Origin of the sequence: Proteus sp. G2300, from assembly GCF_009915965.1 — a bacterium.
Taxonomy (GTDB): domain Bacteria; phylum Pseudomonadota; class Gammaproteobacteria; order Enterobacterales; family Enterobacteriaceae; genus Proteus; species Proteus vulgaris.
The window spans coordinates 193178-205992 of sequence record NZ_JAABNK010000004.1 but is presented as its reverse complement, the minus strand read 5'-3'; the positions used below and the strand labels follow the sequence as shown (position 1 = coordinate 205992).

The following is a 12815-nucleotide window of genomic DNA, read 5'->3' as shown; positions in this document are numbered from 1 at the left end:
TTTATAATAAAATATTTAACTTATTGTTAATTATCGTTATTTTTATTTTACCATTTCATTTTTCCTATATTTAATTATCAAATATATATCAATAATCATTATTGATATTCTTTATTTTATCTATATTGATTTAAATTACGTTAAATTTAAATTCTTTTTTATTTGGTTTTGTTTGTCTAGTTTTTTATTAAAACAATCAAGCAATATTTAGGTTAATTCCCCTATCTCCTCCGATCTCTTATTAAAAACGATCTATTTTTAAAACCAATTTATTGTGAGTTTGATTAATTGTTGTTATGAGTTTAAAAAATAGATGCAATCATATTAAATATATGTAAAGTTTAAGGTTGTTTTATTTATTAACCCATAATGAAAATTACAAATTAACGCTAATAATCGTATTTGGCGTTTTGTTGCAGTTTTATAAGCAAGTTCTTTCAAGAGAAATAAAAGCTCAAAAACAAGCTAAGAAAAACGACAAATTATAATTACAAGAGGTAAGAGAAATGCAAAACACAATTCATTCACAATACAATGAAATGGTTGAATTTTTAAAAGAATTAGTGAACACAGAAAGTGGCTCTTATGATAAAGAGGGCGTTGATGCTGTGGCTAATTTACTTATTCAACGTTATAAACAATTAGGTTTTCTCGTCGAGGTTTTTGAGAATGAAAAGCTGGGTAATAATTATCGCTTAGTTCATAAAGAAGCCAAAAATCCACAAATTTTCATTGCTGCTCATCTTGATACTGTTTTCCCTAAAGGTACAGTCGCTGAGCGCCCATTTAGTATCGACGGTACTCGTGCTTATGGACCTGGTGTTATTGATATGAAAGCCAGTCATGTTCTGACTTATTACGCTATTAATGCACTAATACAATCAGGTAATAACGCTTATAAAAATGTTGAAATATTCTTAAATTGTGATGAAGAGATTGGTTCAAAAACGTCACGTGGTTTGATTGAACAGTATGCAAATAATAAATCTTATGCCTTAGTGATGGAGCCTGCTCGTGCTAATGGGGCAATTGTTAGTGCTCGCCGAGGTGTGGGAACTTACGAACTTTTAATTGAAGGCAAAGCTTCTCACTCTGGTATTGCACCAGAAGCGGGAATTAGTGCTATTCAAGAGTTATCTTATAAAATTCAAGCATTACATGCACTGTCTCGCCATGATGAAGGGCTTTCTATTAATGTTGGTTTGATCTCTGGTGGCACATCAGTTAATACGGTAGCACCTAATGCTCGTGCTGAAATTGATGTGCGTATTTCAACCGATGAGCAAGGTGTTGAAATAGATAAATTAGTCAGAGAAGTATGCAGTAAGCCTGTTTTAGAAGGCGTTAAACTCACGCTTAATGGCGGTATTAATCGTCCTCCAATGGTAAAAACACCAGAAAGTGCAACTTTAATTGACATTATAAAAGAAGAAGCGCGTTTACTCAGTCTTGATATTGAAGATATTTCGACAGGAGGAGGCTCTGATGCTTCATTTACTGCGGGTGTGGGTACACCAAGTGTTGATGGGTTAGGGCCTATTGGCGGATATCAGCACAGTGATAAAGAATATATTGATTTACCTTCATTAACCGAAAGAACGGCGTTATTTGCCAATATCTTAAAGCGTCTGTCTCAATAAGGTGAATGTATGGATAAGAATAAAAAAATAAAATGGGCTATGCCTGATGCCTTTATTATTATTTTTGGCATTGTAATCTTAGCCGCAATAGCAACTTATTTAATTCCTGCAGGAACCTATGAACGCGAAACAGTAAATGGGCTAAATCGTGTTGTACCAGGTAGTTTTGGTTATGTTGATCAAAATCCAGCTTCGTTAATGGATGTGTTTTACGCTATTCCTGTTGGATTAAAGCAGTCAGCAAGTATTATTTTCCTGATATTTATGATTGGTGGTGCAATTGCTATTTATGACAGAACGCGTGCTATTGATTCAGGGATCAATGCGTTAATTGTCAAAACAAAGGGTAATTACCAAGCGCTGATTATTACGGTTGCATTTATCTTTGGTATGCTTTCATCATTGGGATTGGCGGCAAATGCTGTTATAGCCTTTATTCCAATAGGAATAGCCCTTTCACGTTCGATGAAATTAGATGCCATAACGGGTGTTGCTGTTGTTTACCTTGGATATTATGCAGGGAATGCTGTTGGTGTTTTGGATCCAACTATTTTAGGTACAGCACAAACCTTAGCTGAAGTGCCTTTATTTTCAGGCGTGATTTTTAGAATTGTATTATTCTCAGTTCTGATTGTGGTCACTATTGCTTATATTGTTTGGTATGCAAGACGTATCGCGAATAATCCAACTAAAAGTTATATGTATGGGTTAGCTACAGATGATCCTGATTATGATGATCACAAAGATCAAACCGTGGACGGTACTTTCTCTTTAATGCAGAAATTGAGTCTTGTGGTCTTTATTGCATTTATTGGGCTATTTTTATACGGTGCTTTTGAATATAAATGGGGTATTGAACACTTATCTGCCATCTTTATTATGATGAGTGTTGTGGTTGCTGTGATGTTTAAAATCGGGCCAAACGACTATATTAAAACCTTTATGAAAGGTGCCCAGTCTTTAGTTTATGGGGCATTAGTTGTTGGAATTGCAAGAGCGGTTATTGTTATTTTGGATGAAGGGCGTGTGCTAGACTCTATTGTTCAAGCTACACTCGTTCCATTACAGCAAACCTCCCATTTTTGGGGCGCTCAGTTACTTTATTTCTTTAATTTATTATTCAATTTATTAGTGACATCGGGTACAGGGCAAGCATCTATTGTGATGCCTATAATGGTACCTATTTTAGATATCTTAGATTTAACTCGCCAAACGGGTGTCTTAATTCTTAAATTAGGTGATGGATTTACTAACATTATTACACCAACATCAGGTGTATTAATGGCAGTATTAGCTGTCGGTAAAGTACCTTGGACTCGTTGGGTTAAATTTGTTTTCCCTATTTTAATGATTTGGATAGTGATTGGTATGGCGGCAATTGGTATTGCAACGACTATAAGTTATGGTCCTGTTTGATTGTATAAGGTAAGAAAAATAGCCGCATATTTTAAGCGGCTATTTTTTTATCATGATCCATTTATTTGATGCTGAAAACCTAAAATAAGATGCTCTAATCCAAAGTCAAAACGATAGGTAAAATCATCAGCAAACAGAACCTCTCTCGCTTGCCAAGTTTGAGGAAATTTATCTTGAACTAATTGTTCAAAAGCTTCTCTTTTATTGGCTAGTTCTTCTTTCTCAATCAGCATGACAGATTGCTGTTCTATACAGCAGCCTAAAATAAAATAGAGCAAGGTCATTGTTATTTTACTTGCGAGTTGAGCTGAAGTGCCGGACTGCATAATGGCGCTAATAAATGTATTGTTTATACGTAATACATTTTCAGATATCACATAAGTACCAGCAAATACTCTCGCCCCATCTCTGTGGCGTAAAAATGCATTTCTTAAATCATAAGATAGACGCTTAATATCTTCTTTCCAATTATTTTTAAATTCAAAATTTATTGCAACCTCACTGACTATTCTATCTGCCATCCCTTCAATTAAGGTTTGTTTATTATCGAAATGCCAATAGAGAGAGGCCGCTTTAATCTGCAACGCATCCGCGAGTTTACGCATTGTTAGGCCTTCAATACCTTCTGTCTCTAGCAATGAAAGAGCGGTATCTAATACTTTCAGCCGATCAATTTTAGGTGTTTTCATAAATAATTCTCATTACCCCTTTTCTATCTAACAATGTTAGTTTACCATATTTGAAAAACCTAACAATGTTAGATTGCTATTTAAGAGAGCAAAAGATCGGGGTTTGGAGTTAACAATGGAAAATATGCCATCAAATAAAGAGAAAATAACAAAGTTTATAATGACTTATACTCCTTGGGTTGCTGTCATTTGTGTGATTACATTTATTGGAATAGCCATAATAGATTGGGATAAATGGTGGAGCGATGCGCGTTATCAAACGACAGATAATGCTTACATTAAAACGGATACCACAATATTAAAATCTCGGATGACAGGTTTTATTTTAGATGTAAAAAAAGAAAATTATCAATATGTTAAGAAAGGTGAAGTTATTGCTACTATTAATAATAATGAGCAAATTCTCAATAAAGAAGCGGCTATTTCTGAGTTGAAAAAAGCACAATTACAACTTGATAATTTAAAAGAAGAGATAAAAGCTGCTGAACTTAATATTGGAATATTACGTAATCGCTATGAAGCTACGATAATTGATGTGGAACAGGCTAAGCGCAATCCTTTATTACGAAAAGATTTGATTCAAAGTGGTGCAATAACAAAACAAAACTACCTTGATGCACAGTCTGATTTGCAACGTTTAATTAAATTACAAAGTGCTGCTAAAAATGAATGGGAGCAAGCTAAGCAGTCATTAGTGTTACTGAAAGCGCAAGAACAGATCCGTTTAACAGAAAAAAATATTGCACAAACCAGATATCAACAAACAGAGACTGAACTCACCTATACCACTATCGAAGCCCCTTTTGATGCTCAATTAAATAAAATAAAAGTAAATATTGGTAGTCTAGTAACCTCTGGCACAGAGGTTGTTACGCTAACACCATTAAATCATATTTATATTATTGCTAATTTAAAAGAAACTCAGATAAAAAAAGTTATTCCAGAACAACGCGTTTTAATCAAAATAGATGCTTTTCCTTATGAAGAGTTTCAAGGGAAAGTTCGTTATATTGGCGCACAAAGTAGTGGTGAATCAGCACTTATTCCAGCGGATAATGCCAGTGGTAATTTTACTAAAGTGGTACAACGTATTCCTGTTTACATCACTTTTGATAGTAATAATAAATTATTAGCTAAATTACGTGCTGGTATGTCTGTCGAGGTAAAAATAGACACAGAAAGTTTATCTATAGAGGGTGATCATGAGGCTTAATTTCTTATTTAGCGCACAAGAAAATAGGCCAATCTTTATTGTGCTTTCTGTTTTTTCAGGTGCTATTTTATCAACACTTTTTATTCGTATGTTTTCTATTTCTTTAGCTGATTTACGCGGTATTTTTGCTCTAGATATAGTGCAAGGCTCTTGGTTAAACGTAGCAATTAATTCTGCTCAGTTAATCAGTATGACATTAGTACCTTGGTTTATGGTGATTTATGGTGCTGAGAAAATATTAATTAGCTCAAGCTTGTTACTTTTTTTCTGTTGTATTTTTGTCTCTAGTAGTGGTGATTTTATTGGACTCCCTTTTTTATTAATACTACATTTTTTGATTGGTTTTTGTTTGGGAGTCTATTTGCCAATGACAATATCTTTGGCATTAAGAAGTTTAAATCCTAATGTTTGGCTAATCGTTATGGCGGCTTATAGCCTACGAGTTTCAGTCGGAATGGATGCAGGAGTAGGAATATCTGGTTCAATATTCGAAATCTTAAATTGGCGCTGGCTCTATTGGGTTTCAATGTTATTTTCGTTAGCTATTATGTTTTTTGCTTGGCGAGGTATGCCTATATCCTCTATCAATAAAGAACTATTAGCACAAAGTGATTGGGGAGGTATGACATTAAAATGCTTAGGTTTAATTTTATTGTATATTGGTATTGTGCAAGGTGAATTACTAGGATGGTGGGATTCAGGGCTGATTATTTCTTGTTTACTAACTAGTTGTATCTTAATACTCACTTTTATTATTAGAGCGTCAGTTTATAGCAAAAGCTTTGGATATTTAAATTGGTTCAAAAATTATAATTTAAGGCTCTGCTTTATTATTGCTTGTTTATATGGTTTTTTAATGTTGCCTAACTCTTTGTTTATACCATCCTTTTTAAGTATTGTGGCAGGTTTAAAAGCTCAGCAAATAGGTGATGTGAGTAATATAGCTTTTATTATTTATCTTCTTTTCAGCCCTTTTGCCATAATGATTGCTCGTCGATTAGAGCCTCGATTAGTGATGATAATAGGGATAACGATTATTGGAATTGCTTGCTTAATCGGACATCAAATGACTTATCAGTGGCGAGCAGATGATTTCTTTGTGCTAATGATGTTACAGGCTATTGGGGAGTGTATTTTATTAATTGGGTTGATTGCATCATTTGTCACAAACATTAAGCCTAGTGAAGCATTACATCTTGGTGCATATATTTCGATTGCTAGAGTATTAATGCCTGCATTAGCTGGGGCTTTAATGAATACCTATTTACGAATATCTTATGATACGCATCACAACTCATTGAGGGGTTATATTCAAACGGGAGAGCAGAAATTATCTAGTGATTTATTAGAAAATGTTCAATATATAGTGTCATTAATAGCAAGGGGATCTCATGTCGCCTCTTTTATAGATGGATTTCATTTAATAACGTGGTTTGTTATTTTAGGGCTAATTTGTATGATTTTTTTAAAGCCTTCACCTGCTAATCCTATTGTGCCAACATTATTTACTATCCAAAAATAAAGTACTGCCTGTAAAATCGAAAACAGGCAGAGAAAAATAACGCTATCGGAGAGCTATATTGCTATTAAAACGACACGATAGTAAGAACAAAATTAGTTGTAAGACTTAAACAGTGACTGATTACCTGATTTATCAAAAGCAATCACTTGGTAAGGCTCTTTATAATCACCCGCATACATACCTAAACTACCTGCTGGCATACCTGCAACCGCAATACCAGATTTCGATTTATCCACTAAATTGATATTTTTTAAACTATCAACAGGAATGTGCCCAACTAAGTCTTTACCTTGGTAAGTCGCTAAGTGGCAACTAAATAAATTATTTGGTACGCCTGCTTGTTGATATTTTTCCATTAATTGCGTTTCTGAAACAATATTTACCTTAACGTTAAAACCAGCTTCTTTTATGCCATCAGCCCATAAAGCACAGCATCCACAACTGTCCGTTTTATAAACCTCAATAATATTATGATTATTAGATGCATAAGCGGTGCTTGTAAATACTGAAATTGCAATAATCGAAGGTAGTAATAATTTTTTCATTGTCCATTCCTTTCATTAAATTGATGGGTATAACAATAATGTTTCCCCCTACGGGAAGGTCAATGTAATAAAAGTATAAACACGTAGAGTTTTGTAAAAAAATATTTATATAAAACAAAGATATAAATAATACTATGTTTATGTTTTTTAATTTTTTTCGAAAAAAAAAGCACTTAATATAAAAAGAAAAAAGCCAATTTATTCAATAAATTGGCTTTTTTAATAAGAGATGCTAATTTTGTTTAGATACAAATTATTTGATGATAATTATTTAATGATAGTAATTTGTTTTACGTCGATCTCTGTACTTGTCCACTCTTTATCTACTTTACCTTCAATTCTGACGGTATTATCAGGGGTCACTGTTTGCCCGCGCCATCTTTTATTATCAATATCTACATTGATACCACCGGTACTATCTTCAAAAACATACAACTCATCACCAATCTTTTTCGTAATTTTACCGGTTAAGATAACCCAAGTGTCATCCGAAAGATCTTTTGCTTTAGCAACGGTGGTTTCACTAATAGAAGGGCCTTTAAATCCACCTTGTTCTGTTGGTGCTTGAATTGAGCCTTGAAAACCACCTTGTTGTGTCGTATTTGCTTGAGATGCAAAAGCCAACGTACTACCAATTAATAATACCAGTATTTTTTTCATAACAAGCTCGCTTATAGGTTAATAATATAACTAATTATTGTGTTAGATTTTATTTCATTTTCATGTATAAAACCGCATATTAAGGTAAATTTCGGTATTCATATATCAACTGATTGATATTACCTCTTAAATTATAGACTGTTATTTTTCTTTGTATTTTTTATTGATATAAGCATCTATCACTAAATACTTCTTTTCTCTAAGTTAAATCCACTAGTTATTTCCCCTTAGTATCAACGTGGGCAGTTATTCAAAAATATACCCATCGGGATCATTGTTTTTAAATGTATTACCTCTTATTATCCAGCGCCTTCAAATTTTTTTTAATTTTCCCCTATTATTTTTAGAGGTTTTAGGTTTTATGACTAACGAACGTATTGCCAATCCGGGTCCATTAGGTTTGATGGGTTTTGGTATGACAACGATTTTGTTGAACATACATAATGCCGGTTTTTTCCCTGTTGTCTCTGTCATTATGAGTATGGGAATTTTTTATGGTGGGATCGCACAGGTTATTGCTGGAATTTTTGAGTTTAAAAAAGGCAATACTTTTGGCGCGACCGCATTTACCTCTTATGGCTTCTTTTGGGTCACATTAGTGGGAATTTGGTTATTACCCGTAATGGGGTTGAGTGAACCCACAACTCCTGTCTTTTTAGGTGTCTTTCTAGCATTGTGGGGAATATTTACCTTTTTCATGTTTATTGGCACATTAAAAGCCAATAGAGCACTGCAATTTGTCTTTTTAAGTCTGACAATTTTATTTGCCTTACTGGCGATAGGAAATATCACCAGTAATGCACTGATTTTAAAAATTGCTGGCTTTGAAGGTATTATTTGTGGCGCCAGTGCTTTTTACCTTGCAATGGCTGAAGTATTAAATGAGATGTATGGCAGAACAATATTGCCAATCGGCCACAAATAATTGTTTTATCAAGAAGTGGCTTTTTATTTAGCCACTTCTATTATTTGGCTTTTTCGTCGGACTAATTTTTTTGCGCACCATGCATAAAATAGTCCCGCAACCACACCTGCAATATGTGATTCAGTCGATACACCTAATTGACCAGGAATTAAGCCATAGGCCATTGATCCATAATAGAATAGAACAAAGAGTGCTATCACGATATCGATAATTTTACGACGTGTAAACGCATGAGCAATCAACAAAGACCATAATCCAAAAATCCAGCCACTTGCACCAACATGAATGGCACTTCGTCCAAAAACCCACACTAATAAACCACTTACGATAATAATAAATATGCTTGATAAAACATACTCTCGTAAAGATTGTGTCATGGATAAAAAACTAAGGATAAGAAGAGGGAGTAGATTACTAAACAGATGAGACCAAGAACCATGAATAAAGGGTGCGATGAAGATACCTATTAATCCTTCACCTGTTCTTGGAATAATTCCCCATTGAAGAAGTGAAATTGGTAAGAGAGAGCCAATTAACTGAAGTAGGATTAATGTGATAGTTAATCCACCAAGAAAAGTTAATCTTTTTTTAAACCATATCTTATCCATAACGATCGCCTTAATACCGAGTGACGTAGATAAAACCGTTTTGATAGAAGAGCCTTTAATAAAAGAAGAAAGGCTCTTTTTTGTTTATCAGTCTAATAAATTAAGGCAAGCAGCTCCACGGGCGCCACCTGCATCACCATGACGTGCTTTTTCTATTGCTGGAATTTGTGCATTTCCATAAATACAGTGAGAAAGATATTTAGGTAATTGGTCATACAATGCATTAAATTGTGATAATCCACCACCAATAACAATTAAATGTGGGTCAAGTACAGTAAGAATATTGCTTAGGTAAATTGCCAGTACTTTCATATAACGATCAACATGCTCTTCCGTTTTTTTATCTCCAGCATAATATTGCTCAACAATATCAACGGCTCTTTTGGGGGCATTATTGAAGGCTTTATACATACGTTCAAAGCCTCTGCCTGATAAATAAGTCTCAAAACACGCTTTTTTGCCACAACCACAGATAATTTTTGGCATGGTGTCACCTATGACGTTATCTGCATCCACCGTTAAATTCATATGGCCAATTTCACCAGCAATACCATTTTTACCGGAAAGAACTTTTCCATCAACAACAAAGCCACCCCCGACTCCTGTACCTAAAATAAGGCCAAGTACTGAAGGGTGGTGACGAAATTCAGGATCCCATGCTTCTGATAAGGCAAAACAGTTAGCATCATTTTCAACTTTAACGGGTCTATTGAGTATATGTGCGAGATCATGAACCATTGGTTTGTATTTGGCTGCGGGAACGTTGGTGGTAAATACTGTTCCTTCTTTTGCGTTAACAATGCCTGGCACACCTACGCCGATTTTCCCTTTGCATCCTAATTCTTTATCGGCTTCTAAAGTGAGCTCCTTAAACACATTCAATAATGCCTGATAGTCATTTTTAGGTGTAGGAACACGCTTTTGCCATACTTGAGTAAGATCTTTATCAAAAACGGCAAGCTCAATTTTTGTGCCGCCCATATCAAAACCATAATACATATCAGTCTCTTAATTATTCTGTAAATATTATTTATAGTAACAATAAAGTTGTTGTTACCGGGCCATTTCTATTTCAGTCAATACTTAAGTTATCTCTACTGTTTATATACACTAGGTTAAATAAGAACAGTGATTGGTGACAGTTGAGTTTTTTACCTATTGATGACTGCCTTCAATTAAAACACGACGTACTTTCATTAGAGCAAAGCCTAATAAATTTAATCCATTCCATAAAAGGGGATTACCGATCTCTTTGTCTTGTTCACTTAAACCTACTCCCCATATCTTATCAACGGGGCTTGCTTCCACAAGCACACGATTGCCTGTCGAAATTAAAAAATTACCTAGCGCATTATTTTGAGAAAATTTAGCAATATTAGCTCGAATAACAATAGCCATACGTTGTTGTTCCCAAATTTCTTGGTTAAATCCTTTTACTTCTCGACCAAGTGCTTTAGCTGTACCTGGGTTTGATGTTGTAATTATACGTTCTCGTATTTCTATATCATTAAAAAGCTTTGCTTTCTCTGCCATCATATAGTGTTCAGCACTAACGTAATGAACATCATCTAAGATAAACGGTGCAGGATACCATTGGCTAAAGCAACTTTTTGTGACGTCATCTGTTTTACTTTTGTGCCCCCAAAAATAGATAAATTTTATTTTCTTACCAGTACGAAAATCTTTCTTTAATTGTTCTAAATCCATCTTTTTTCCATTATCGCGAATACGTTCGATTCATCTAATAAAGATAGCATAGAAGTAAAGAAGGATAGAGTGCCTTTTTGTTATTCTGTGAGTAGGTGAAGCGATTCCGCAATTTTGAATTATCGCTGCAAAAAACCATCTTAATTTGATGTTTTTTTGCTAAAAGATAAAAAAAATACAACTTAGATTCATAAGATTACTCTTAAAAAAATGCATCTGAAGAGTACCTTTATTTACGTATTTACCTAAAAAGAAGGTCTTAAAATGATACTCTCTGTTTAGTATAAAGCTATAGTTAATTAAGTATTTTTAATATAAAAAATCACTTTGATTGGTATTTATACTAATTATTAGTATTTATAACTAAGTGGTTGTTTATTTTTATTTTAATTCAATGTGTTATGTTGAATTGTTAGCTTATTTTCATTGTTACATTTATTATTTGAACCAAATCACGATTGTCTGTTTGTTAAGCTAAGTTAACAATATTATTTTAGTAGTAAAATATTACTTAAGTTAATTATTCTGAAATACAGGTTATACTTAGCAGTATTTACTATAAGTAAATAATAAGACTATTCATAGATTGATAATCTATTTTTGTATTTTTTTAGATGTTTTTTTCTAAAACTTAACGAATACTGATGTGTTTTATTTTTTCTTTATAAAATAAAACTATCAGAATATGACAAAAAACAATAAATTCTCTTTTTAAGAGTAAAAAATAAACCTATTTTGATGCTAATCAATATGAATAAATAATTATTTTTATTTTTTTTTATTATTTATTAGTCATTTTTAGAATGGAAATAAGGTGATTTTTTTTAATTGATCTTGAAAGGTTCTTTAATTTTTAGAAGAAATAATATTAATACTTAATTATTTTAGAATTTTATTTTTATAAAATTTATACAAATTGTTATTAGTTGACTTTAGTTATTATCTGGCTTTTAAACCTATTTTTTTAGAGTAAAAAGACACTCTTTTTGATGATAATAATCAATATGAAGTTAAGTAAAAGTACTCATTTTTATAAAGCAAAAATAAGGTGTGGCTAAGTTTTTATATTTTTTTTGATGTTGTATTTTTCATTAAAATAATTATACAATTTAATTTAAATAATCATTACTCCTAATCGAATGATGTTTATTTGTAATTTAATAAATTAATATAAATAAGATTGTTTTACCCTACATAGTTGATGTTCATTAATTGATGTTTTAATGAAAGTTTAAATTTGAGTTTATAAAGATATATTTTTAACTTGTTGTGGATATTATCTCTAAAGTACTCACTTTCTTATTTTAGATGAGCATCAAATTATTGAACAAGGTTTAGAGTATTGTTATTAAAGGGGCCACACTATGTATGATGACATTAGTAATCTAAAAGATAAGTTTCAGGAAGATGCCTTTGCTTTCCAAGAGTTTTCTTCTTCTCCAACACAAGATGTTGATAATAAAGTAGAACCAATAGTTATAAGTAATGAAGATAACAATAAAATGGGTAATTTAAGTAATAAAACGTTTTCAGAAAGTTCATCTTCTTCTATGAAAAACGAACAAAAACAATCTCTTATGGTTTCTTCAAACCCTTCTTATCGCCAGGATGCTTTAGTTGTTAAAGCAAAGAAAGACAATTTAATTAAGAGCAAGAAAAATTTGTTAGCAGATAATAAAATATTTGATAACAAAGAAACGGATAGAGTTTATGCGCATGAAAATATATCACTAAAAGATATATTTTCATTTATTGCCTCTGTCTAATTTAAATAAGTAACACTCTTTGTATAAATAAATAATATTGACTAGTGTCAATCTTTAGCCATTGTTATTTTATTTTTTAAGCTAGGTTTGTTTTTTTTCGATATTTATTTATATCGATGAATAA

At 32.6% G+C, this 12815-nt stretch carries 12 protein-coding genes; 6 read left to right on the top strand and 6 right to left on the bottom strand.

Going from position 1 to position 12815, the window contains the following annotated elements; all coding sequences use genetic code 11:
• Positions 1-506: 506 nt before the first annotated feature.
• Both GWI97_RS02220 and GWI97_RS02215 read left to right on the top strand, forming a co-directional pair.
• Positions 507-1640 (top strand): M20 family metallopeptidase, encoded by a 1134-nt coding sequence (locus tag GWI97_RS02220; RefSeq protein ID WP_036933503.1) that lies wholly within the window; start codon positions 507-509, stop codon positions 1638-1640.
• 9 nt (positions 1641-1649) lie between these two features.
• Positions 1650-3056: a YfcC family protein gene (locus GWI97_RS02215; RefSeq protein WP_036933501.1), complete on the top strand. Its 1407-nt coding sequence runs from the start codon at positions 1650-1652 to the stop codon at positions 3054-3056.
• 50 nt (positions 3057-3106) lie between these two features.
• Here the strand turns inward: GWI97_RS02215 and GWI97_RS02210 are convergent, their stop codons facing one another.
• Positions 3107-3745 (bottom strand): TetR/AcrR family transcriptional regulator C-terminal domain-containing protein, encoded by a 639-nt coding sequence (locus tag GWI97_RS02210; protein WP_036933498.1) that lies wholly within the window; start codon positions 3743-3745, stop codon positions 3107-3109.
• A gap of 115 nt (positions 3746-3860) precedes the next feature.
• On the opposite strand from GWI97_RS02210, the gene GWI97_RS02205 reads away from it, so the two are divergent.
• The gene (locus tag GWI97_RS02205; RefSeq protein WP_082239430.1) at positions 3861-4958 is read left to right on the top strand and encodes an HlyD family secretion protein; all 1098 of its coding nucleotides are present in this window, start codon (positions 3861-3863) and stop codon (positions 4956-4958) included.
• A complete protein-coding gene (locus tag GWI97_RS02200) occupies positions 4948-6480 on the top strand; it encodes an MFS transporter (protein ID WP_161751824.1) in 1533 nt (510 codons plus the stop codon). Before GWI97_RS02205 ends, GWI97_RS02200 begins: the two co-directional genes overlap by 11 nt.
• A 92-nt stretch (positions 6481-6572) precedes the next feature.
• Here GWI97_RS02200 and GWI97_RS02195 read toward each other — a convergent pair whose 3' ends face one another.
• Positions 6573-7025, bottom strand: a complete 453-nt coding sequence (locus tag GWI97_RS02195; protein WP_036933494.1) for a DUF411 domain-containing protein — start codon at positions 7023-7025, stop codon at positions 6573-6575.
• A gap of 267 nt (positions 7026-7292) precedes the next feature.
• Positions 7293-7700 (bottom strand): YgiW/YdeI family stress tolerance OB fold protein, encoded by a 408-nt coding sequence (locus tag GWI97_RS02190; protein WP_373364701.1) that lies wholly within the window; start codon positions 7698-7700, stop codon positions 7293-7295.
• Positions 7701-8046: 346 nt separating this feature from the next.
• Here GWI97_RS02190 and satP point away from each other — a divergent pair, with 346 nt between their 5' ends.
• A complete protein-coding gene (satP, locus tag GWI97_RS02185) occupies positions 8047-8610 on the top strand; it encodes an acetate uptake transporter (protein WP_036933489.1) in 564 nt (187 codons plus the stop codon).
• A gap of 23 nt (positions 8611-8633) precedes the next feature.
• Here satP and GWI97_RS02180 read toward each other — a convergent pair whose 3' ends face one another.
• The 3 genes from GWI97_RS02180 to GWI97_RS02170 form a co-directional block, all read right to left on the bottom strand.
• On the bottom strand, positions 8634-9218 hold the full coding sequence (locus GWI97_RS02180; protein ID WP_036933488.1) for a rhomboid family intramembrane serine protease: 585 nt from the start codon (positions 9216-9218) through the stop codon (positions 8634-8636).
• An 87-nt stretch (positions 9219-9305) separates the two neighbouring features.
• Positions 9306-10217 carry an N-acetylglucosamine kinase gene (gene nagK, locus GWI97_RS02175; RefSeq protein ID WP_036933486.1) on the bottom strand — a complete coding sequence of 304 codons (912 nt, stop codon included), beginning with the start codon at positions 10215-10217 and terminating at the stop codon, positions 9306-9308.
• A 156-nt stretch (positions 10218-10373) separates the two neighbouring features.
• Positions 10374-10925 carry an NADAR family protein gene (locus tag GWI97_RS02170; protein WP_036933484.1) on the bottom strand — a complete coding sequence of 184 codons (552 nt, stop codon included), beginning with the start codon at positions 10923-10925 and terminating at the stop codon, positions 10374-10376.
• Positions 10926-12289: 1364 nt separating this feature from the next.
• Between GWI97_RS02170 and GWI97_RS02165 the strand changes: the two genes are divergently transcribed.
• Complete coding sequence (locus GWI97_RS02165) at positions 12290-12691, top strand: hypothetical protein (RefSeq protein WP_036933482.1); 402 nt, start codon at positions 12290-12292, stop codon at positions 12689-12691.
• Positions 12692-12815: the final 124 nt, after the last annotated feature.